The following is a 22785-nucleotide window of genomic DNA, read 5'->3' on the forward strand; positions in this document are numbered from 1 at the left end:
CAATTGAAAAGCCGCCAATCAACACAACCAGATGGCCTGCGATAGGTTGCACAAAACATCCAGAACGGTGCCCCCTCTTCCCCATCAAGCCTCCGGTCATATCTGTGATAAATATTGGGTTCCAATTGTCAAAAAAAAGCAAAGCGATCCCCGGCCAGCGCGAAGCCAGCCGGGGGTTAACTATGGTATCTTGCGGGTCAGCACGTATTCGGCCAGCCAGCGCCAGTAGTCTTCAGCGCCAGCGAAGCCCTGAGATCGAGCCGCCAGATCTTCAGCAGCCCTACGAGAAAGACCGCCATCGTATTCAACGATAGCGGCCCTCTCCTCGAACTCCTCAATGTTAGGAATGCTCATCCCGGCACCGGCAACCGTATCTGGTCGATGATGGACCGCTTCTGCTCGTCACTGATCCCTGCGGAGTAGATGCCGTAGGTGATCCCGTTCTCCGATCGAGCCGACTTGTGCCCCACCAGAGATGCCGTGAAGTGCTCCGGCACGCCTGTTCGCTCGCACTGGGTGATGAACCACTTCCGGGTGGAGTGGAAAACCAGCCCTGGACGCTCCAGATGCAACCGTCGACGGGCCTTAGCAAACGCTTTGGTGATCTGATTGACGTTCAGGCCAGGGAATAGCGGGCCGAACTCAGGCAAGCCCGAGAACAGTTCCTCCAGCACCGGGTGAACCGGAACCAGCCGTTCTGCAGCGTCGGTCTTCAGCAAACGCAGCTCATTTGGTCTGATCCAAGCAAACGACCCAAGGTTTCCCTTCACCACCAGATCTTCCCGAAGCAAGCCAGCCGCCTCTCCGGCACGCATCCCCGACAACAAGCAAGTCAGAAACACTGGGTGCAGATCGCCGTCACGATCAGCCAGCAGCCGCCGCACTTCCTCGTCAGTAGGAACAGCATAGGGTTTGGGCCGTACCTTATGGTCAAACAGCACTGACTTGAAGGGATTGGCTTCTAGAGCCCCCTCGTAGACGCACCAGTCGAGGAAATGGTTCACCTGCGACCAGATACGCTTCTGAGTTCTGACCGTAATCTTGGCGGCGCAGTTCTCCGAGAAAGACAGCAGACCGTCCAGGCTCAGCCCTCTCGTTGACGCTGACTTACCGACTAGTGGGGAAAGCTTGGCGATTGACCCAAGAAACTCCCTGCCGTCGTCCCGCCCAAGGCTGCAGAGCGACCGTTCACCGTACTTGCTGGCGAACAGCTCAACCGAATAGCGAACCGATTTGAACCCGCCATGGCGAAGCTGACTGCTCCGGTGCCGCAGATACTGGTCGGCCCGGTCACCGGTCAGGATCTTCTCCTTCGCGGCTAACCGATTGAAGTCAGGCCGGTCAATAACAGCGCCAGAGTCGGCCAGAGAGGCCCGCAGGCGGTCGAGGGCGCCTTCTGGATTAGCGGACCATGCCGGGGCGGTTCTGCTGCTCCTTGGGGTACTCAGGGCTTCTTCTGCTAATGACCGAACCTCAGCCACCTGCGTTTCAAAGCGAGCGTTCAATTCAGCTGCCCGAACACGGGCGGTAGCAGCGTCTCTCGTTTTTAGCGACTGTTTCAGTGCTTGCTGGCCAAGAGCCAGAGCCACGTCTTTCGGGTAATGGCGTCTGTAGAGCCACGTGTGACCTTTCAAATACGCATACTTGATCTGAGCAGACATAGCGTCTCCTCCTTTTGGTTTTGAGATTGGGAAGAAAGGGCGTCAGTCGCCCTCGTAGACCCTCAGGATCAGGTCGAAGTCGGGCTCGCCGTATTCGCCTTTCCAGTGGTCCATTCAGTGAATAGCCGCCCACGCAGTCGTCAAAGACTTCGGTGATCCGGAACAGAAGCTCCGGCCAGTCTTCAGTAAGCGCTTCGTCGATCCCCTCCTGCCGCGCTGACGCTGGCTGTGCGAGTCCTGCTGTCGAAGTGAGACAGGATAGGACGGCAAAATGGACGTCTCTTTAGACGGCTCAACGGATGGCTACGCGGGCAGGATGGAAGTTTTTGAAGGACGGTCGGGCCGGCGTTTCCGAAGCGAGGCTGAGCGGGCGCGGATCGCTGTGGAAAGCATGGTGCCCGGAACAAAGGTTGCTGATGTTGCGCGGCGGCACGCGGTGACCCGCTGGCAGGTCTATGATTGGCGCAAGAAGCTGATGGCCGGCGCGCTGGCTCTGCCCGCAGAGACGGCTGCCGAACCGATGTTCGCGGCGCTTGTTGTGGAGCCGAAGCCGGCGCGACCTGAGCCCAGCCCGAAACGGCGCGGCGGCGCGGCTAAGTCCAGCAGGATCGAGATGGTGGTGGACGGCGTGACCCTGCGGGTGCCGCCGGACATCGGCGAAGCGCATTTGACCCGGATGATCCGCGCGATCCGGGCGGCAACACAATGATCTCGCCGGCTGGTGGGCTGCGCATCTACGTAGCCACGCGCCCGACGGATTTCCGGAAGGGCATAGACGGCCTGGCGCTGCTGGTTCAGGAGACGATGGGACTCGACCCGTTCAGCGGCGCGGCTTTCGTATTCCGCGCCAAACGGGCCGACCGCATCAAGGTCCTGGTCTGGGACCAGACCGGTATCGTGCTGGTCCACAAGCGCCTGGAAGGCGCGAAGTTCGTCTGGCCCAAGGCACAGGACGGTGTGATGAAGATGTCTCCCGCGCAGTTCTCGGCTCTGTTCGAGGGGCTCGACTGGCGGCTTGTCCGCCCCGAGCGCGTGCGGCGGCCGGAACTGGCAGGATAGCTGCGGCTGAGTGACTCAGCCTTGTTTTGACGGTGGTGGCAATCTCGCCCATGTGCTTGATCGCAGCCATGACCGACACCGCCCTGGCCGAAGAAAACGCCCGTCTGAAGGCCCGCCTCGCCGAGACCGAGGCGGCGCTGGCGGATGCGGTTGAGGCCCAGAAACGGCTGGAGAGCATTGTCAGCGAGCTGCGCCGGGAGACGTTCGGGCGGAAATCCGAAAAGCTCGATCCGGAGCAGTTCAATCTGCCGCTTGAAGATGTGGAACTGGCACAGGGCGTGCTGGAAGCGGCGCAGGAGAAGGCGCGGCGCGCGCTGAAGGGGCAAGGCGTTGCCGAGAGCGGCCCGCCGAACCGCAACCGCGGGCATCTCCCAAAGCATCTGCCCCGCGTGGAGCGGATCATCGAGCCACAGAGCACGTTGTGCCCCTGCGGATGCGGCGAGATGGCCAGGATCGGCGAGGATGTTTCCGAACGGCTGGACGTTGTGCCCGCCCAGCTCCGCGTGCTGGTCACACGGCGCCCCAAATATGCCTGCCGCCGCTGTTCCGGCGCGGTGGTCCAGGCGCATGCGCCGGAACATGTCGTGCCCGGCGGCCTGCCCACCGAAGCGCTGATCGCACAGGTCATGGTGGCCAAGTTCGGCGACCACCTTCCATTTTACCGCCAAGCGGAAATCTACACTCGGCAAGGGATCACGCTGGACCGGGCGACGCTTGGCAATTGGGTGGGGCGCGCCTGTTTCCACCTGCGCCCCATTGCAGATCACCTGAAGGAGCGGCTGAAGGGCGCGGACCGGGTATTCATGGATGAAACCCGCGCGCCGGTACTCGATCCTGGGCGGCGAAAAACGAAGACCGGCTATTTTTGGGCCATCGTTGCCGATGACCGGGGCCATGGCGGTGCCGACCCGCCCGTGGTGATGTTCCACTACGCGCCCGGCCGGGGCGCCGTGCATGCGCTCCGTTTCCTCGAGGGCTATCGCGGGCAATTCGTGCAATGCGACGGCTATGAAGCCTATGATAAGCTCACCAAGGTCGACCGGGCCGAGGGCCCATGGATGCTCGTCCATTGCTGGACGCATGTGCGCCGGCGCTTTGTGAAGCGGCTCGAAAAGGGCGGCTCACCGATTGCAGAGGAAGCTCTGCGCCAGATTGCCGAGCTCTATGCCGTCGAGAAATCCGTGCGCGGCCTGCCTGCTGAAGCCCGGCTTGCCGCCCGGCGCGCACTCTCCGCGCCGGTCATCGCGGCCTTCAGGCCCTGGCTCGAGGCGCAGCTGTCGCGCATTCCGCGTTCGTCCAAGCTTGCCGAGGACATCCGCTACACCCTGACGCGTTGGCCCGGACTGACGCGGTTCCTGGAAGATGGCCGTCTGGAACTGGACACCAACCCGGTCGAGAACCAGATCAGGAAAATTGCTCTAACACGGAAAAATGCGCTCTTCGCCGGGCATGAGGTTGGTGCTGAAAACTGGGCATTGCTCGCCAGCCTGATCGCGAACTGCAAAATGTGCGACGTCGATCCGGTCAGCTACCTCTCCGACACGCTGCGCGCGTTGCTCGACGGTCATCCCAAAAGCCGCATCGACGACCTTATGCCCTGGAACTTCTCTCTCTCGTCAAGCCGCGCCGTGTAGGGGGGCGCCGAAGCGCTTACAGTCTTCAGATGCGCGGATGATCACAATGTCGTCGGGTTGATACTCGACCATCAGTCGATCCTGGCAAACAGGACGATGATGATCTTGCCTATGACGATTTCGCCGCTGCTGGACCGTCTGGCCTTGATCGGCTTGGCTGCTAGCAGGTACTTCGCAAGTATATGAGACAGTATGATAAACCTCCGTAGTTGCTATCGATTTAGATACGGAGGGGTTCTCGGTTTTCAGACATGGATAATGAAAACCCCCAGCGAAAAGCCAGGGGCAACAAGGTTTTCAGGCCAAAGAAGTTCGTTGAACGCTGTGGTTCAAATCAGCCGGAAAGGTACTCCAAAACTGAAGCAATCGCTGCATTTCGCATGCGGCGGGCTCGAACGTCGCCTATGTAGTGTGCTTCCTTCAGTTTATCTTCCGTCGCTGCTAGCACATCGCCAACTGTTCGTAGTTGGAGCTCATCTAACTTACCCCTTTGGTATGGAGTGATATCAAGAACAGTGTTTGGCTTAGCAAGCTGTGCACTGAGATCGAAGCCTTCCTGAATTTCAGAAACGTCTACATTCTGAACGGTTAGCCTGGCAAAGGTAGGGTGATTTGCTCCGAAATGGACAAGACCTTTTGTTGCTAAGGACGAGGCGATCCCGAAAGCAGTTACAGCTGGGGTTGTCTCTAGCGCGAACAGGCAACCGAGATTGACTATGTACCTTTTTCCTATCTCGCTTCGCGTAGCACGAATTCCACTAGCATGTTCAGTAAGGACACCTGTGTAACAAAGCACCCTGAGGGCTTCTTTAACGATTTCCGGTGCGTCCCGGTGGATCCAGATGAATGCCGAAGAATTTCTACCCTGCGAAAGGCTTGCGTCGTTCTTTTGTTTCAGCTCTGGCAGGGCAAAGTCCTCAAGGAAAACTCGCCCCCAATCAACAATGGCCTTGTGACCAACGTACTTTTCCGAAAGGCCAGAATGCTCTGCCCATATGCCAGTTCGGTAGAAGTTCCTAACGACCAAGTTTACTTCTGTTGAGGTCATCTTAGGAGCTTCAAACACAGTTTTTAGCAGAAGGCGGGGGTTCCCTGTCGCAGCATACGCGAGTGTCGCAAAGTTTTGACCGTTCTTCGCGATGGCCTTCAGCAAACCTGAATCAGCCTGTTTTTCGACGATCCTCCTCATGCTACTGACATAGTCATCTTGCAAAACATCACGATCGATAGAGACCATTGAGGCATCATGAGTTGGCTGAAAGGTATCCCCGTAGCTTGTTACGCCTGGATATACTGCAGCATTGCAAGTAACGCAGTAGCTCCTTAAGTCTCTGAAGAGAGAGAAGAATTGCCGCTGCTGACTTGGCAAGAAAATATGAGCTGCTTCGTCCATGAAGATCGAGAAGCGACTGATATCAAGCTCCTCGGCAAGGTCTTCTAGAGCAAACTTGACATCCTCTATGTCTGGAATATCGGAAGTATCAATGTCTTGCCCAGGATTTTTCCAAGAAGCCTCGTATCGAGTGACAATGGACTGCAGTGTGTCCAAGTCGCTATGTGTTGACGGCAAGCCAGCAAGGATTTTCGCGCTACTCGGAGTCGCTGGCATAAGCCCATTCTTGCGAACGGCTCTAAGTATCGCCATACAGATCCGCGCCATCATCCAATTGCGAAACTGCTCAGGGTCACTCGTTCTTAGAAGAGAACTGCTTACAAATGTGACGTAGACTGGCAGGACTCTGGATTCAGGGAAATCCGCTAGAAGCTCCTGTTCTGCGACCCGCATCAGAAATGACTTACCCACGCCGCGGCTACCTACCAGGATCGTAGGGTTACGACCCTTCAGTTGGTTTATTGCAGCTCTGTCTTCATCAGTTTCAACGAAGTACCTTAGAATGTCTGAAGGCCCGATATCCTCGGTCCGATAGAAGAACTCACTCATTCAGCCACTCCGCTATAAATTGCTTGCACGGGGGGTAATTCTCCGAAGTTTTCTAGAGCCAAGCTCTCAAGATCATTTTTCGTTTCGGTTGTTGCGCCCATCAGATATCTGCACACAAAGGCAAACTTCACAACCAATCGAGCTGTATCTGCCCGATCCGACCATCGTTCCAGAATTTCCGCATTGTAAGCAATCTGGCCGTCCAAGCCATCGTAGGATTGTCGGTTTCCGTGCACAAACTCTGAGCATTCTCTATAGAGCTTAGTTGCTAAGGCATTGTATTGAGGGCTATACTCCTTCATCTCCTCAAAGAAGGCCCCGACAAAGTACTTGGAGAAGACCCCCTTTTCTTTGCAGTTGATTGCAGACCAATTGGAGTCCATTTGACCCTTCAGCCATAGCTTCGTATCTATCTCATGAGCCGAGAACAGTACTGAACAAAGGGACAATTCAAAGAACAGGCGAAGGCTTACATGTGCTTGCCTGTACTGCGCAACCGCTGCGGAGTATAGAGCGTGCTGATACTCAACCCTCGCAAGCTTGAACATTTTTTCTTCTGGTCTGCCTTGTACTAAAGCCTCTAGAGCGTCTAGGTCTTCAGCAAAGTTGTGTGCGGTCGTAAAGCTGGACAGATTACCTTCGTCTGCCGCCAACGCGTCCAATGCTTCTTCACTGCGTGTCAAAATCGTTTTGTAGTGAGCCGCTACCATGTTTCTCTCTCAAATTTTGCACCCAAAAGTATCACCGTCACCCTCAGCTGCAACCTGAAGTTATTCCGTCGCCTTGCGACATATCTGCTTCTCGTTCCGACCGACGAATTCAAAGACGCCCCCGTCTAACTCCACACCACCGCCCCTCGCCACCACCGGGTCTCCACCGTCACCGCTCGTCAGCGGGTAGCTGGGATGTTGGTAGCCGCTCGACCACGGTTCTAGGCTGGGATGTAGGCGCTGGGAAGTAGGGGAGCGGGTTGCTAGCGGCCCGGAGACGGGTCGCTAGCTAGCGGAAAGGCCCCAGGCTTCACTGCGTTTCGCCCCAGGAACGGCCCCAGGTTTGCTAGCGGGGCGGCTAAGTCGATGGTCCGGATCGGTGGGCAAGATCTCCTACCACCCCAGCCATCGGCCTTTCCTCCAATAGAATAAGACGCTGACGAGCTCGAGAGAGCCGGATTGCCCCCGTTTTCGGCCCCAGTGTTTAGCGGTTGAGCTGGCGTGATTCCGACCAGTTGTTCTGTCCGCTTCCTGTGATCGGTTCTGCCCCAACCCCTGACACCCGCCTTCACCTTTTGCGGGTATGGCGGGGGTGCCCCTCCCTAGTTGCGGGAGAGGCGGGTTAGCTGTTTTCAGGTCCGGGAATTAGGCATGGCCACGGTCATAGCAACCGATAGTCAACACCTCCTCCTCTCCGGTCCCACTCGTCTCTGCGATTATCTTCCGCCGTGCCTTCGATCAAATGGCGGGGGTTCACGCAGCGCCGGTTATGACACCGATGACGGATCACTTGGGCGCGGGTGGCGGCAAACCGGTTGACAAGTTCAGCACCGGATGAGATTTCTCTACTTCTCAAATCATCGGATACCTAAACAATCATCGGGTATCTGACACCTTTCCGGGGCGCTTTGGAGCAGTTTCGAGCGCCCTGATCTTTAGGAGGTAGATCGGAGAAATCTGACTGCCTTTAACCGCAAGGGACAGCTACTAGGAGCTTACTTCCTTGTTAGTCGGCGCTAGCACTAATCGGCGCCATCCTAGATTGGGCAATTGCCTACACTGCGTGTTAGCTCCTTCGCGGCCACGCTCGCCCGGTACATAATGAAAACAGGGCGGGTAGAAGGATCCCGACACAAGCCCTGCAACGTTTAAACCACCCAGACTTGGGTGTTTTTGAGCATGTGCCTTCGGCTTGCTGTTTCATTGCCCCTCCCCAATGAGCGCTGTCTCACCCTCCAATCTCAATTCGCGTTTAGTTCGCGCACCAATTCGCATGGAAGGAGTCCGTCTGTGGCTCAAAACTTCCTCAACCAAACCAACTAACCCAACAAAGGGCTAATGAATGAACTCGACTCTGAATGAACTAATCAAAGGCACGAAATCAGAAGAAGGCGAATAGCTGCTGAGCCGCCAGGATCGCCGCAAGAGAAAGCGGTCCGCCTCGGCGCCCAAAGAGCCTGTGACGGAGGTGATTGAAAAGTCTGTCCGCGAAGACGAGGCCCCTACGCAAGAGGCCGACAGCTTCGACGATCAGGTTGCCTTTCTGTGCAAGCAGATCAGCAAGTGGTTCGTCCGGACTAAGAACCATTTTCATGATGTCAGGCGACCAACTACATCTCTAACCCAGAAGGAAGTACAAACTACCTTCCTTCGTCGGGTCAGGGAGCGGTTTTCCTGGATAGAACCCACCTCGGAGTTGCTCCGGGCGGTGTTTCAGCGCGCAATCGCAGAGACTCATGACGATCCTTCGCAGTCTATTCCGATCTGGAATGGTTCCATTTGCTGTTTTGCGGGAAATGCTGATGCCATGGTCCCTGATGAGGAACTGGTGACTCTGAACACCTGGAAGGAGCCAGCCTATCGAAAAAGAGCCGTTTCTGGTGGCGACACTGGGATGCTCGACGACTTCCTGGCACGGATCTTCCGTCACGAAGCTGATCGTCGCGTGTTAAAAGATTGGCTCTCGTGGGGCCTGCAGAACGAGGCGGATAAGCCTGCTTTTGCCATGTTCCTGTACTCTCGCAGGAAGGGGACTGGGAAGAGTACGCTTTACCAGCTGATCTCTAAGCTGTTTGGTGAAGAAAACTCGATTACTCAGAACAGCATCGCCAAACTGGTTCAGCGGTTCAACAGGCCGTTGCCAACAAGCAAGCTGGTCATCTCGGAAGAGCTCCAACTGAAGCCAGGCTCCCCACACGGCAATACCCTGGCCGCTTGCAAGTGTGATCTCAATCTCGGGATCTGCCTGCTCAGACAGCGGCGGCGGGGCCGTATCAATGACTTCAACCGGCAGAAAACGGACGGCATCAGCCTCATCCGGTTCTACCTGATACCGCTCGTCCCGAAGCCAGATGAACACGAGATTGGCATTCACACCATAACGCCGTGCAACCTGGCTCACCGAGACACCGGGTAACTTCGTCTGCGCGCATATCATCCGCTTTTCTTCGTCGGACCAGTTCCGACGGTGCCGCTTCTTCCCCATTAATGCTCCACTTGCTGTCCATTATCTTCTTACTGGACAGTATCTAGGCATAGCGAACAGCGGCAGAGCGGTCAGACCAAACGGTTACCAGAAATGGCAATCTTCGAATACATCAACGGCTTATACAATCCGCGAAGGCGGCACTCAGCATTGGGCTGGAAAACGGTAACACCTCTCATCTGCCCCGACCTACTGCACCCGCCTCTGCGGATACGCCCCGCGCAGTGGACGGATGACTTCTCCGGGCGCCATCGGGAGTTGGCGGTGGGAGCAGTACTGACGCCAGCCGAACATCCCAGCCAGCACCTCTGACTGAGGGGCGCTAGGTGATGCTGTCACCCGGTCTGCTGGGCCTGTTGCGGGAGTACTGGAAAGAAGCACGGCCCGAAGGCTGGCTATTCCTGGGAAAGCCTAAGATCAATCCGATCTCATCGCGCCAGTTGAACCGAGCTTTCACATCCGCCAAGCTCATGGCTGGGATCAGCAAGCCTGCCACCTTGCACACGCTGCGCCACAGCTTCGCGACGCACTTGCTAGACCGTCGCCCCAGCGCGGCGGCGTAAGCCCGGTGAACGCTCTACAGCCGGTGGAAGCGCCTCCTCTCAGGCATGCTTCACATGCCCTGCCCGGCAGTGAACACGACCTATCTCAAGGCACACCGCACCGCGACCAGTATGGCCGCGAAAAAGGGGGGCGTGGCCGTCTGATCCGTAGAACCAATGGTGGCATGAATACCAAACTGCATACCGTCTGTGAAAGCCAGTGTCTTCTGCCTGCAGTAAAAGGTGGCGAAGCCGGCCACGGGCCAATCCAGACCTGCCAACCGGTGCGGGCTCGACACCATCCCGGCGGTCTGTCGCAAGGACAGTTTGAACAGCACTTTGATGGGCAGACAGAACTGGATCGCCGCGCCGGAAAAGACCGCTGGGCGGCCTGAGCGGCGTTCCTGCGGCGTGCGCCAGGTCATGCTCTAGTCCACCCGGATCAGCAGCGAGCCCTGCTTGCGCAACGCGGCGTTGCAGCTGGACCGGTTCGGCGTGTGATAGCGGGAGGCGGATGGTTTGTTCAAGCGGGCCGTGTAAGCACATGGATTCCTGATGTGAATCTGCAGAACTCTGACTTCTGAATGCTCCTGATGTGAAACCTCAGAAGTCAGAGTTCTGCAACTACGCCTCTTGAAGTTCGGCGTTCATATACTTCATTCGGTCAACTCGACTTCTCCGTATGGACCGTCAAGGACATGGCCTCCACCTATACGACCAAGCCGGCTGATGAATTTGCATCAATCCGGCCAGAGCCACCACCTGCTTTCATCAGATGAAGCCAGCACCGCAAATCCCATGGTTACAGAAACATGGGGCATTCGAACCATTTATCGTGCTTGTGCTGCTGCAGGCTCGGAAGCAGTTTCATCCCAATACAGCTTGTACCGCCCGCAGCGCCGCTGCCACCACCTGATCAGCTTCCGCACGGCTGAGACAGAACGGCGGCGCAAAGCCCAGAATATCCCCCTGCGGCATGGCGCGGGCGATGACCTTGTCCTGTTCCAGCAGTTTGGCCGAGATCTGCGGTCCGATCTTGTCTGCGGCATCAAAGAACGTGCGGCTGTCCTTGTCCTTCACAAATTCCACAGCACACAGCATCCCCTCGCCGCGCACGTCGCCCACATTGGCGTGACCGGACAGTGCCTCTGCCATGGTGGCGTTCAGATAGGCGCCGGCCTCGCCTGCGTTCTGCACCAGGTTCAGTTCATCGATCAGCTTGAGGTTGGCAACACCCGCTGCTGCACCGATCGGGTGCGCCGAATAGGTCCAGCCGTGGCCGATCGGGCCGTTTTCATCGGTGCCCTGTTCCAGCACCTTCCAGACCTTGTCCGAAATGATGGAGCCGGACAGCGGCGCATAAGCCGAAGTGAGGCCCTTGGCGATGGTGATAATATCAGCCTCGATACCGTAATGGTCCGAACCGAACATGCTGCCAAGACGGCCAAAGCCGGTGACGACCTCATCAGCAACCAGCAGGATGTCGTGCTTCTTGAGCACCGCCTGAATGGCGGCCCAGTAGCCTGCGGGCGGCGGTACGATGCCGCCGGTGCCCAGAACCGGCTCACCGATGAAGGCAGCAATAGTATCTGCGCCCTCACGCTCAATCAGTGCCTCCAGTTCGGCGGCGCAATGGGCGGTGAACTGTTCTTCGGTCTGGTCCAGGTTGTTGCGTCGGAAATAGTACGGCGCTTCGGTGTGGATCACCTGTTCGATTGGCAGGTCGAACTTCTTATGAAACAGCTCCAGCCCGGTCAAAGAGCCGGTGACCAGCCCCGAGCCGTGATAGCCGCGCCAGCGGGAGATGATCTTTTTCTTCTCCGGGCGGCCCAGGATGTTGTTGTAATACCAGATCAGCTTGACGTTGGTTTCATTGGCGTCCGAACCGCCGAGGCCGAAATAGACCTTGGACATGTTCGCAGGCGCCCGGTCCAGGATCATCTTGGACAATGTGATCGAGGCTTCGGTACCGTGGCCAACATAGGAATGGTAATAGGCCAGCTCCTTGGCCTGGTCCCCGATTGCTTCGGCGATTTCCTGGCGGCCATAGCCCACGTTCACGCAGTAGAGACCGGCAAAGGCGTCCAGCAGTTTGTTGCCGTCGCGGTCTTCGATGAAGACACCGGATGCGGTCTTGATTACCCGGTTCGGGCTTTCCCCGCGGGCGTGCTGGGCCAGATGGGTCGAGGGGTGGAAAAAATTCTCGCGGTCCCACTGGTCGAGTTGGTCGTTCTTCAGCATCGTTCGTCCTTTCTCTTGCCTGCGGGGTTCAGGCCCAGTCGCGGCATATGTATTTGATTTCGGTGAATTCTTCCATGCCAAGACGGGCGCCTTCGCGGCCAAGGCCGGATTGCTTGGTGCCGCCAAAGGGGATCGGCGCGCCGGTGACTTTGGTGCGGTTCACAGCAACCATGCCGTACTGCAGCGCCCGGCTGAGGCGGTAGATCCGGCGCGGGTCGTGACTGTGGAGATAGGCCACCAGCCCGTACTCGCTGTCATTGGCCCGGGCCACCACCTCTTCCTCGGTATCGAAAGGGGTGACGGGAGCGACCGGGCCAAAGGTTTCCTCGGACATGATCAGCGCATCTGCGGGAACATCGGTCAGCACGGTGGGTTCATAAAACAACGGCCCAAGTGCGTGGCGCTTGCCGCCGCAAGCCAGTGTTGCGCCCTTGGCCAGCGCATCCGCCACATGCTGCTCCTGCTTTTGCATCGCCTTTTCGTTCATCAGCGGCCCGAGATCGCAGTCATCCATACCCTTGCCGATGCTCAGTGCCTTGGCAGCCTCAATGAACTTAGCGCAGAACTCCGCATAGACCGGGCGTTCGACAAAGATCCGGTTGGCGCCCAGGCAGTCCTGGCCGGAGGTGGCGAATTTCGCCTTGATCGCTTCCTCCACCGCCTTGTCCAGATTACAGCCTTTGAAGACGATCACCGGCGCATGGCCGCCCAGCTCCATCACCAGCCGCTTCACAGTTTCGGCCGACTGGCGGTACAAAAGCTTGCCGATTTTGGTGGAGCCGGTGAAGGATAGCGCCCGCACCCTTGTGTCGCGGGTCCAGGGTTCAACGATGGTGGGGGCATGGCCAGTCACCACGTTGAACACGCCTGCAGGGACGCCAGCACGCTCGGCCAGCTCCGCCAGCGCCAGCGCGCTGAACGGGGTCTCAGCCGAAGGATGCGCCACCACGGTGCAGCCCGCCGCCAGCGCCGCCGCTGCTTTGCGGGTCAGCATGGCAGAGGGGAAGTTCCAGGGCGTGATCAGCGCCGCCACGCCCACCGGTTCACGCCACAATTCCACTTCGGCGTCGGGCAAATGACTGGTCACGCCTTCGATGTTGGGGCGTTTGGCCTCTTCAGCGTAGAATTCCACAAAGGCAGCGCCATAGTCTATCTCGCCGCGCGCCTCGGAGAGGGGCTTGCCTTGTTCCAGCACCATGATGCGGGCAAGGTCTTCCTTGTGTTCCAGCTGCAACTCATACCAGCGCCGCAGGATGGCGGCGCGCTGCTGCGGCAAGAGACCTGCCCAGGCGGCGAATGCGGCCTGAGCCGCGTCCACGGCGGCAGAAGATTCCTCTGCTGACAGGCTGGCCACATGGCCCAGTTCGGTGCCGTCCGCCGGATCGCAAACCGGGAAGGTTTCGCCATTGACAGCGGCGCACCATTTGCCGCCGATATAGGAAAATGAGCGCACCAGGGCCTTGTCGGCAATCTCGGCACGGGCTGAGAGCGCGGTCTCTGTCATGATGTCCTCCTCATGTCTTGCAGAGGAGTGTGCTTGTTCACGGCAGAGGAAGTGGCTGAAGTTTGCCGGGCTTGCAGAGGAAACAGCTGCCAGGCTGGTGCTTTCGTGCGGGGTTCACCCCTGCCCCAGCAGTATATCCAGAGGCGGCGCCCCGGCCCCTTTGACCGGCTTGGTCACAACATAGGTGAAATAGCGGCTAAGGCCGATACGGGCGTCCAGCATCTCATCGATCAGCCGCTGGTAAGCATCGATGTCTCGGGTAACTATTTGCAGCAGATAGTCAAAGCCGCCTGCCAGCGCCCAGCAGGCGGTGACCTCGTCATAGCGCTGCATCGCCGTTTCAAACGCGCGGAAACTGGCAGCGGTGTGGTCAGCAATCTCAGCGGCGACAAACACAGTCAGATGCGGCGCCAGTTTCTTGAGGTTGATGCGGGCGCCGTAGCCCTCGATCAGACCGGCCTGTTCCAGCTTTTTCAGCCGGTCCCAGCAGGGGGTCGGCGACAGGCCGATCCGGTCGGCCAGCGCGGCCTTGGTGATGCGGCCCTCGGTTGAGAGCACGCGCAGAATGTCGAGATCGCGCTGGTCCAGTTGCATAGGCTTGCCCTATCAGGCGCCGGCCACGCCGACAACTGCCACGCAGTCACCGGATTTGATCAGGCCGGGGAAATGGCGGCTGATCACCAGCCCTGCGCGGCGGGCGCGGTATTCTACCGGCTGCTGCCCGGTGCGGTCGAGCGGCCACACACGGGCCACGAGATCACCCTTGGCAACCGTTTCGCCCAGATCGGCCATCATCTCATAAAGACCGTCGCTCTCGCTGAACAGGAAGCAATCGTCATCCGGCATCGTCAGGTTCACGGTCTCATCCAGCTGCATCTCACCCTGCAGGATGCCGAAGTGGATCAGCACATTGCGCAGCCCCTTCTTGGCAATGGCATTGCTGCGCGCGGAGGACGACCCGCCGCCGCCCAGTTCCGTGGTGACCAGAACCTTACCCATTTCCTCGACCGCGGTGTCATACATACCGCCGCTGTCGATCTCCAAAAGCTCCACCGAATAAGGCGCGTTGAACGCCTTCATGGCGGCAAAGCAGGCCTCCTGCGCAGCCTTGTCCTCCAGGATGTGCGCCGCGGCAAAAGGCACGAAATCCAGCGTCTTGCCGCCGGAGTGGAAGTCCACCGCCAGATCCGCCATCGGTAAAAGCGTGCGCTGGAAATAATCGGCGATCTTCTCGGTTACGGTGCCATCGGGGCGGCCCGGGAACGACCGGTTCATATTGCCCTTGTCGATGGGCGAGGTGCGGGTGCCGGCCCGGAATGCCGGATAGTTGAAGGCCGGCACAATGATCAGCCGCCCGGTCACATCCTCTGCCGCCGTGGTGGCAGCCAGCTCATGCAGGGCAATCGGGCCTTCGTATTCGTCGCCGTGGTTGGCGCCGGTCAGCAGCGCAGTCGGGCCGTCGCCGTTCTTGATCACCGTCAACGGGATCATCACTGACCCCCAGGCCGAGTCATCCCGGCTGTAGGGCAGTTTCAGGAAACCGTGGTGCACCCCGTTCCGGTCCAGCGGGATGGTGGGGGAAATCGGATTTGGCTTCATAGATCAGTCCTTCACGAACATTTTGCGCGGCACATCCGACAGGCACTCCGGCCCATTTCTCCCGATGCGGATGCTTTCAGTGATCTCAAAACCCCAGTCCTCCATCCAGAGGCCGGTCATGAAGTGGAAGGTCATATTTTCTTCCAGAACGGTGGTGTCGCCCGGACGCAGCGACATGGTGCGCTCGCCCCAGTCCGGCGGGTAGCTGACGCCGATCGGGTAGCCGGTACGGTTGTCTTTTTCGATGCCGTATTTCTTCAGTACCTTGAAGAACGCCTTGGCAATATCTTCGCATGTGTTGCCGGTTTTTGCCATTTCCAGACCCGCTTCCATGCCTTCCAGCACTGCCTTTTCCGCATCAAGAAAGGTCTGTGTCGGCTTGCCTAGGAACACCGTGCGCGACAACGGGCAGTGGTAGCGGTGCACAACGCCTGCGATCTCAAAGAAAGTACCCTCGCCGGATTTCATCGGCAGGTCGTCCCAGGTCAGATGCGGCGCGGCTGCATCCGGTCCTGACGGCAACAGCGGCACAATGGCGGGATAGTCGCCGCCAAAGCCCAGACCCTCGTCATAACGAAGGGCGGCGTCATAGATATCTGCCACCAGATCGCATTTGCGCATCCCTGGCTCGACACGCTCAAAGATCCGCTGATGCATGCGCTCAACGATCTTGCCGGCCTGGCGCATATAGGTGAGTTCAGCCTCGGATTTCACCGCCCGCTGCCAGTTGACCAGCGCGTTGGTGTTGGCAAAACGGGCATTCGGCAGGTGCGCCTGCAGCGAGGCATAGGCAGCTGCGGTAAAATAGTAGTTGTCCATTTCAACGCCGATAGTGCCGCCGTCCAGCCCGCGGTCCGCCAGCTGCGCCGACAGGTAATCCATCGGGTGGCGGTCAGTCGATTGCACGTAATGGTCCGGATAGCCAATGATACTGGCGGGTTCCATGAAGCAGGTGCGCAAGGCGCCATTGGCATCCTGGCCGCGGCCGTACCAGAGCGGCTCACCCTCAAGGCCCAGCACAACGCATTGATGGACATAGAAGGACCAGCCGTCATAGCCGGTCAGCCAGTTCATGTTCGAGGGATCGGTGACGATCAGAAGGTCGATGCCGCGGCGGGCCATCCCGGACCGGGTTTTGTCGATACGCGCCTGGTATTCAGAGCGGGAGAAATACAGCTTGGGGTCTGCCATATGCGTGGTTCCTGGTTGATCAGCTGGTGAAAGTGGAGCCGGCACCCGCCGCATCTGCGCGGTTGCCTGCAAGAGTTGCGATGGCGGTGTCCTGAACGCCGGTGCCGGTCAGGTCTGCAATGATCAGATCACTGTCCGCCTGGCGTCCGGCGGCCTTGCCTGAGGTGACATCTCCCAGTTCGGTGAAACTGCGGTCATTTGTGATCAGCCCCGCCTTGATGGCACTGCGCAGCTCGCCCTTGACGGCACACTGCGCCTGGCTGTCAGGCACGTACACGTCTGCCTTGGGCAGGCAAGCGGGGTCCAATTCACACTTGTGCTCCTGATCCGACCCCATGGCGATGACCAATTGGCCCGGCCGCAGCCACTCCGCCTTGATCACTGGCTTAGCTGCAGGTGTTGTTGTGACGACGATATCAGCCGAGGAGACCGCCTGCGCGGCGTCCGTGCCGGCTGTGATATCAAACCCAAGCTCTTCGCGCAGGCTGGCAGCAGCGGCCTCAGCCTTGGCAATATCCCGTGCCCAGATCACGGCGCTTTTGATTTCGCGCACCAGGGTCATAGCCTTCAACTGCATCTTCGCCTGCACGCCGGCGCCGATGATGCAGACACGCGCCGCGTCCGCACGCGCCAGATGGCGCGCGGCGACAGCACCCGCAGCGGCGGTGCGCACATCGGTGAGGTAGCCATTGTCCAGCAGCAGCGTCTCAAGCATGCCGGTCTTGCTGGAAAACACCACCATCAGCCCGGTTGTGCTCGGCAGGCCGAGTTTAGGGTTGTCGAAAAATCCCGGGCTCATCTTCATGGCGAAACTGCCGATCCCCGGCACATAGGCCGTTTTGACACAGACTTCGCCGTTTTGATCCGGCACAGGCAGCGTCATGATCGGCGGCATCACCACCTTGCCCCCGGCCAGCGTGGTAAAGCCCCGCTCGACACAATCCACCGCGTCCTTATCCAGCGGCACCAGATCGCGCAGCTCCGTCTCAGTCAGGATCTTGATGTCAGGCATCTGCGCCCCCCTTGGTTTCGGCTTCCACATTGACATCTTCTCCGTTGATGATGCGTTTGTGCAGGGTCATGTCGATGTTCTGACCACTGACCAATGAGACGCAGCGGCCGGGATTTTCGATCTTGCCCGCCAGCAGGGCAGCGATACCGACGCTGCCGGAGCCTTCGATCACCTGGCGTTCTTCGAAATAGGCATGACGGATGGCGGCGGCGATTTCCGTCTCGGACACCAGCACCACATCATCGACAAAAGCCCTTGTCATTTCAAAGGTATAGGCATTATTCAGCCCAATGCCGCCGCCCAGAGAATCCGCAAGCGTGGCTTTTTCCTCAACCAGGACCGGTTTACCGGCCTGCAGGCATTCATACATTGCCGCGCCACGTTCCATCGACACGCCAATCACGCGGATTTCCGGGTTCACTGCCTTCATCACCATCGCCACGCCGGAAATCAGCCCGCCGCCGGACAGCGGCACCAGCACGGTGTTCAGATCCGGCATCTGTTCCAGCATTTCCAGCGCTACCGTACTTTGGCCCGCGATGATGTCGCGGTGGTCAAAGGGCGGCAGCATGGTCATGCCGTCCGCCACCAGCCTGTCGACCTCAACCTGGGCATCGTCCTGCGAGCGGCCCGCAATGCGCACTTCGGCGCCGTGGGATTTTATGCCCTCGACCTTGTTTTGCGGCACCAGCTCCGACATGCAGATGATGCAGCGCACTCCGGCCTGCGCTGCGGCGTAGGCCAGCCCGCGCCCGTGGTTGCCAGTGGACACGCCAACCACACCCGCCATGCGCTGTTCATCGGTCAGCGACAAAACCGCGTTGGTGGCACCGCGCAGTTTGAAACTGCCAGTGATCTGGGTGCTTTCCAGCTTCAACGAAACCTCTCCGCCGCAACGCGCGCTGAGAGAGGGCGAAGATACCAGTGCCGTCTGCCGGATACGCCCGGCAATCCGCGCCCGGGCCTGATAGCTGTCCTGAAGGGTGATGTTGTCAGTCATTGGACCTGTTTAGCCTTGTTAGAGTTCAAATAGCCTGCCGTAGCCCGGCACCGGATCCGCGATCCCGGCCAGGCGCAGGCAGCGCCAGACCATCGCCTGGTTTGAGCTGACAACCGGCTTGCCCAGCCGGTCCTCGATCCGCTGCACGCAAGGTGCCGCCCGCAGCGCAGTGCAGGACAGAAACAGCGCATCCGCGCCCTCATCACAGGCGGCGATCCCGGCCTCGATGATGCTATTCTCGGAAATCCGCGCCATCTGGCGGTCATCTGTCAGGCCAAAGCAGGCAGCACTGACCACCGCTGGGCCATGCGCCGCAAAATACTGCGCCATTTCATCCGTCACCTCGGGGCTGTAGGGGGTGAGCAGCGAAACCCGATTGGCACCCAGCGCCTCAAACGCATCAAAGGCGGCAGAGCTTGGGGTGACGCACGGCGTCTTCGGCTTGGCGGCGTTCAGATAGCGGGTGACTGCGTCATTGCCCAAGACGATAGAGGCCGCGGTGCAGCCATAGGCCACCACGTCCACCTCTTCCTCTGGCAGGATTTGCGCCGCGGCTTCGGTCAGCCGCGGGCCGGTCTGCAGAAGAGTTTCCCTAGTGGTCGGATTCTCAAACGCGATGCGGTTTGTGTAGACGCCGACCCGGTCCGGGTTGCAGATCCGGGCAAAGTCGCGCTCAGACGTGTGGTCGGTCGCCAGCGCCACCAGCGCGATCCGCTTTTTGACCGGACGGTCGTCCAGCATGGCAGGAACCCGCGACGGCGTGGAATGGATATCAAGAGCCATTTTCAGTTTTCCTAAACAACAAGAACCGGGGTTTCGGCCAGGCTCGTCACCTTGTGAGAGACACTGCCCAGCAGCACCCCTTCCAGCGAGCCAAGGCCGCGGCTGCCGATCACGATCAGGTCATGCCCGTGCTCCCTGGCAAACCCCGTGATGGTGCGCGCCACCGGGCCGGCTTTGACAAAGGCGCGGGGGCTTTGAACGCCGCCCGCCGCCGCCAGCGCCTTGCCGCGCTCGGCCACCTGCTTGGCGTGGCTGCGCATGATCTCGTCCAAGTCCTCCGGCTGATCCGGACGCACCATATGCATCGAGGCCTCCAGCAGCGAATGGTGGCGGTAGACCGTCAGCAAGGTCAGCCCAGCCCTGCACAGCTGCGCCAGCTCCGCCGCCTTGGCCAGCGCGGCCTCGGCGCCTTGGGAGCCGTCGAAGGGCACCAGAATGGATGTGAACATCTCAGCGCCTCGTTATTTTGCAAAGGCCAGGTCGCGCAGAAACAACGCAATCTGCGGGAAGAAGATCAGCGCCACCGACACCCCCAGCAGCATCAGGATGAAGGGCGGCGTGCCGCGCACCACCTCGGCATAGGGGCGTTTGAACACGGCAATGGCAGTGAAGATATCGCAGCCGAACGGCGGTGTGGCCGATCCGATAGCCACCTGCAGGGTGATGATTGTGCCAACCAGAACCGGGTCCAGCCCCACCGACTTCACCACTGGCGCAAAAACCGGCACCAGCACCAGGATCACCACGATGGGATCGACAAACATACAACCGATGAAAAACGCGATGGAGATCACGAACAGCACCCCTATAGCGCCCATCTCGGCAATCCCTATGGCGCCAAGGATCTGCTGCGGCACCTGAGCGAATGAGATTACCCAGGAAAACGCAGCCCCTGCCCCCACCAGAATGAACACGATGGCGGTGACCAGCCCGGTGGATTTTGCGGTTTCATAGACATCCGCCAGCGCCATTGAGCGGAACACGGCGACCTCCAGGATCAGCGCATAGAGAACGCAGGCCGCTGCGGCCTCGGTCGGGCTGAAGACGCCGCCGTAGATGCCGCCGATGATGATCACCGGAAACCCCATCGGCCAAAGTGCGGCACGCATGGTCTGCAGCCGCTGGCGCCAGGTGGCCTTGGGCTCGGTCGGCACGTTGTTACGCACGGCGTAGATATAGGCGTAGGTGGAAAACAGCAGCAGGATCAGCAGGCCGGGACCAATGCCCGCAATGAACAGCTCGGCAATCGAGGTGCTGGAGACCACCCCGTAGATGATCATGCCGATGGAGGGCGGGATCAGAAAGGCGATGTCGCTGGCGTTCACGATCAGCGCCAGCACAAAGCTGTCCTTGTAGCCCGCCTGCAGCATCCGCGGGCGCAGCGGCGAACCGATCGCCACAACGGTGGCTTGGGTCGATCCGGACACCGCCCCGAACATGGTGCAGGCGGCTGCGGTGGAAATCGCCAGCCCGCCGCGGATATGGCCGATATAGGCCATCACCACATTGATCAGCCGCCCGGCCGACTGGCCGCGGGTCATGATATCGGCTGCAAAGATGAACATCGGCACCGCAATCAGCGAGGCGGGCCGGATCCCTGCCATCATCTGCTGTACCATTGTCTCGGTCCGGGCCAGATCGCCGAACAGCATCAGAAATCCGATAAAGGCGCCGGCAATCAGCGGGATCATCATCGGAAAGCCCAGCAGCAGCAGGGTGATCATGGTCAAAAATATTGTTGCAGCCACGGGTTCGCCCTCAGATTTCGATTTCTTCTGCGTCCTCGTATCCCTCTTGCACATGCGTCGAGAGATAGATGCCGGGAGATGTCAGATTACGCACGGCGGTCAGCAGGTATTGGGCGCCGGTCATGAAGAACCCGGCAGGCACCCAGACCAGGATGACCCAGACCGGGATCTGCAGTGCGGGCAGCACCCGTCCGCGCGCGGCCTGCGAACCGATGTATTTCACCGCGTAAAAGCACAGCAGGAACATGAAACCAGCGGTGATTATGGAAATCACCACGATCATCACCTTGCGTAGATGCGGCGGCAGCAGGTCATAAATCGCCGACATGCGGATGTGGCGGGCGTTGCGCGCGGCATAGCTGATGCCGGCAAAGGTGATCAGGATGATCAGGATCCGGTTCAGCTCCTCGGTAAAGAAGATGGAGTTCCCCAGCACGAACCGCCCCACAACATTGGCCACGGTATTGGCGGCCATCAGCAGAACCCCTGCCGCTAGCAGGAATGATTCAATGCGGCTGATGGCGCTGTCGATCACACCCAGAAACCCAGGCAGCGCTGACTCGTGTGACTGTTGCATTCCTTCCTCCCCAGGCCCGGAAGCTGCTGAGCAGGCAGGAACCGCTCAGCACTGTTTGCAGGAGAGGCGTCAGTTGGCAGTGGCCGCCAGGTCAGCCTTCAACTGTTCCAGGATCGCGGCACCGCTATCACCGGTCATCTCAATGAACTTGGCCTCGACCTCAGCCGCCGCCGCCATGAAGCAGCTGCGCTGATCGTCACTTAGCACCGTCACCTGCATCTCTGGTTTGGCTTCCATGATCTTGGCCAGCTCGGTTTCCGCCGCTTGCTGCTGATAAACCACGGTGTGGTCATAGGCGGCCTGCGCCGCGTTCTGCACCAGTTGCTGATCCTCGGCGCTGAGGCCGTCGTAAAAGTCCTTGTTGGCCATCACCGCGGTGGTGAAATTGTTGTGGCCGGCGTAGGTGATGTAATCTGTGACCTCATAGATCTTGGTTGAATAGAGGAAGAACGTCGGGTTCTCCTGCCCCTGGATCACATTGGTTTGCAGCCCGCCGTAAACCTCGCCCCAGGGCAGCGGTGTCGGGGTGGCGCCAAAGGCCTTGTAGCTTTCGACCAGCAGCGGGTTGGTCATCACCCGGAACTTCACTTCGTCCAGATCGGCGCAGGTGGTCACCGGAGTCTTGGTGGTCATCGCCACTTCGCCCTCGGGGAACATGTTCAACAGTTCCAGCCCCTGATCCGCATAAAGCGGCTTGAACATGCCGTTGATCGCCTTGCTTTCCTTGTAAAAGCGCGCCAGGTGATCCTGATCGGTTGGCAGCAGGTAGGGCACAAAAAACACCTGCGCCTCCGGGATCAGCGAGCCGGTAAAGCCCGGCGATTGGTCCACAAACTGCAGGATGCCGTCCTGGGTCTGCTCCATGATGTCGGCCGATTCACCCAATGTGCCATAGGGGAACAGCTGGATCTCGTGATCCGAGTTCGCCTCGATCTCTGCCTTGAATTTCTGCGCATAAACACCCTGCACATCGGTCATTGCCTCTTCAAAGGCATAGCGCCAGGTGTCCGCCTGCGCGGCACTGCCTGCCAGGGCAATCCCCGCTGCCGCAAGGGCACCGAAGGTGATTTTGACAGTTTGAGCCATGTTTTCCTCCC

Annotated in this window: 21 protein-coding genes and 3 pseudogenes; 5 read left to right on the plus strand and 19 right to left on the minus strand. The window is 59.2% G+C overall.

Annotated features, from left to right (window positions below):
* Positions 1-180 precede the first annotated feature (180 nt).
* Both K3555_RS15500 and K3555_RS15505 read right to left on the minus strand, forming a co-directional pair.
* Positions 181-354 (minus strand): hypothetical protein, encoded by a 174-nt coding sequence (locus tag K3555_RS15500; protein ID WP_260006127.1) that lies wholly within the window; start codon positions 352-354, stop codon positions 181-183.
* The gene (locus K3555_RS15505) at positions 351-1661 is read right to left on the minus strand and encodes a DUF6538 domain-containing protein (protein WP_260006128.1); all 1311 of its coding nucleotides are present in this window, start codon (positions 1659-1661) and stop codon (positions 351-353) included. Before K3555_RS15505 ends, K3555_RS15500 begins: the two co-directional genes overlap by 4 nt.
* 271 nt (positions 1662-1932) lie before the next feature.
* On the opposite strand from K3555_RS15505, the gene tnpA (K3555_RS15510) reads away from it, so the two are divergent.
* From tnpA (K3555_RS15510) to tnpC, 3 genes are all read left to right on the plus strand, one after another.
* A complete protein-coding gene (tnpA, locus tag K3555_RS15510) occupies positions 1933-2370 on the plus strand; it encodes an IS66-like element accessory protein TnpA (protein ID WP_260005214.1) in 438 nt (145 codons plus the stop codon).
* Positions 2367-2720: an IS66 family insertion sequence element accessory protein TnpB gene (tnpB, locus tag K3555_RS15515; RefSeq protein WP_260005213.1), complete on the plus strand. Its 354-nt coding sequence runs from the start codon at positions 2367-2369 to the stop codon at positions 2718-2720. The genes tnpA (K3555_RS15510) and tnpB overlap by 4 nt, the downstream gene beginning before the upstream one ends.
* A 68-nt stretch (positions 2721-2788) precedes the next feature.
* A complete protein-coding gene (gene tnpC / locus K3555_RS15520; protein ID WP_260005211.1) occupies positions 2789-4354 on the plus strand; it encodes an IS66 family transposase in 1566 nt (521 codons plus the stop codon).
* 334 nt (positions 4355-4688) lie between these two features.
* Here tnpC and K3555_RS15525 read toward each other — a convergent pair whose 3' ends face one another.
* From K3555_RS15525 to tnpA (K3555_RS15535), 4 genes are all read right to left on the minus strand, one after another.
* A complete protein-coding gene (locus tag K3555_RS15525; protein WP_260006129.1) occupies positions 4689-6296 on the minus strand; it encodes a hypothetical protein in 1608 nt (535 codons plus the stop codon).
* Positions 6293-7006 carry a hypothetical protein gene (locus tag K3555_RS15530; RefSeq protein ID WP_260006130.1) on the minus strand — a complete coding sequence of 238 codons (714 nt, stop codon included), beginning with the start codon at positions 7004-7006 and terminating at the stop codon, positions 6293-6295. Before K3555_RS15530 ends, K3555_RS15525 begins: the two co-directional genes overlap by 4 nt.
* Positions 7007-7667: 661 nt before the next feature.
* The gene (locus tag K3555_RS25005) at positions 7668-7796 is read right to left on the minus strand and encodes a hypothetical protein (protein WP_409201699.1); all 129 of its coding nucleotides are present in this window, start codon (positions 7794-7796) and stop codon (positions 7668-7670) included.
* A gap of 1158 nt (positions 7797-8954) precedes the next feature.
* Positions 8955-9491 carry an IS66-like element accessory protein TnpA gene (gene tnpA / locus K3555_RS15535; protein WP_311199986.1) on the minus strand — a complete coding sequence of 179 codons (537 nt, stop codon included), beginning with the start codon at positions 9489-9491 and terminating at the stop codon, positions 8955-8957.
* A 326-nt stretch (positions 9492-9817) separates the two neighbouring features.
* Here tnpA (K3555_RS15535) and K3555_RS15540 point away from each other — a divergent pair.
* Positions 9818-10030: pseudogene (locus K3555_RS15540) on the plus strand (tyrosine-type recombinase/integrase); the annotation flags it as partial.
* Between the two features lie 99 nt (positions 10031-10129).
* A pseudogene (locus K3555_RS15545) lies at positions 10130-10254 on the plus strand (IS5/IS1182 family transposase); the annotation flags it as partial.
* Here the strand turns inward: K3555_RS15545 and K3555_RS15550 are convergent.
* The 13 genes and pseudogenes from K3555_RS15550 to dctP form a co-directional block, all read right to left on the minus strand.
* Positions 10252-10560 (minus strand): annotated as a pseudogene (locus K3555_RS15550) (transposase); the annotation flags it as partial. The pseudogenes K3555_RS15545 and K3555_RS15550 overlap by 3 nt on opposite strands.
* Positions 10561-10900: 340 nt before the next feature.
* Complete coding sequence (locus tag K3555_RS15555) at positions 10901-12274, minus strand: aspartate aminotransferase family protein (protein ID WP_260006131.1); 1374 nt, start codon at positions 12272-12274, stop codon at positions 10901-10903.
* A gap of 28 nt (positions 12275-12302) precedes the next feature.
* On the minus strand, positions 12303-13778 hold the full coding sequence (locus K3555_RS15560) for an NAD-dependent succinate-semialdehyde dehydrogenase (RefSeq protein WP_260006132.1): 1476 nt from the start codon (positions 13776-13778) through the stop codon (positions 12303-12305).
* A gap of 114 nt (positions 13779-13892) precedes the next feature.
* The gene (locus K3555_RS15565) at positions 13893-14372 is read right to left on the minus strand and encodes an Lrp/AsnC family transcriptional regulator (protein WP_259997492.1); all 480 of its coding nucleotides are present in this window, start codon (positions 14370-14372) and stop codon (positions 13893-13895) included.
* A 12-nt stretch (positions 14373-14384) separates the two neighbouring features.
* Positions 14385-15377, minus strand: coding sequence for a N(2)-acetyl-L-2,4-diaminobutanoate deacetylase DoeB (gene doeB / locus K3555_RS15570; protein WP_260006133.1), 993 nt, complete (start codon positions 15375-15377; stop codon positions 14385-14387).
* Between the two features lie 3 nt (positions 15378-15380).
* Positions 15381-16568, minus strand: a complete 1188-nt coding sequence (gene doeA, locus K3555_RS15575) for an ectoine hydrolase DoeA (RefSeq protein WP_260006134.1) — start codon at positions 16566-16568, stop codon at positions 15381-15383.
* A gap of 19 nt (positions 16569-16587) precedes the next feature.
* Positions 16588-17580, minus strand: a complete 993-nt coding sequence (gene eutC, locus K3555_RS15580) for an ectoine utilization protein EutC (RefSeq protein WP_260006135.1) — start codon at positions 17578-17580, stop codon at positions 16588-16590.
* Positions 17573-18580: a hydroxyectoine utilization dehydratase EutB gene (gene eutB / locus K3555_RS15585; protein ID WP_260006136.1), complete on the minus strand. Its 1008-nt coding sequence runs from the start codon at positions 18578-18580 to the stop codon at positions 17573-17575. The genes eutC and eutB overlap by 8 nt, the downstream gene beginning before the upstream one ends.
* 18 nt (positions 18581-18598) lie before the next feature.
* The gene (eutA, locus tag K3555_RS15590) at positions 18599-19363 is read right to left on the minus strand and encodes an ectoine utilization protein EutA (RefSeq protein ID WP_260006137.1); all 765 of its coding nucleotides are present in this window, start codon (positions 19361-19363) and stop codon (positions 18599-18601) included.
* Positions 19364-19374: 11 nt separating this feature from the next.
* Positions 19375-19812, minus strand: a complete 438-nt coding sequence (locus K3555_RS15595; RefSeq protein ID WP_260006139.1) for a universal stress protein — start codon at positions 19810-19812, stop codon at positions 19375-19377.
* A gap of 12 nt (positions 19813-19824) precedes the next feature.
* Complete coding sequence (locus K3555_RS15600) at positions 19825-21111, minus strand: TRAP transporter large permease (protein WP_259997481.1); 1287 nt, start codon at positions 21109-21111, stop codon at positions 19825-19827.
* Between the two features lie 10 nt (positions 21112-21121).
* Positions 21122-21688 carry a TRAP transporter small permease gene (locus K3555_RS15605; protein ID WP_259986833.1) on the minus strand — a complete coding sequence of 189 codons (567 nt, stop codon included), beginning with the start codon at positions 21686-21688 and terminating at the stop codon, positions 21122-21124.
* 69 nt (positions 21689-21757) lie between these two features.
* Entirely contained in the window at positions 21758-22774 is a 1017-nt protein-coding gene (dctP, locus tag K3555_RS15610) for a TRAP transporter substrate-binding protein DctP (protein WP_260006141.1), read from the minus strand.
* Positions 22775-22785: the final 11 nt, after the last annotated feature.

Source organism: Leisingera sp. M527 (genome assembly GCF_025141525.1).
GTDB lineage: Bacteria > Pseudomonadota > Alphaproteobacteria > Rhodobacterales > Rhodobacteraceae > Leisingera.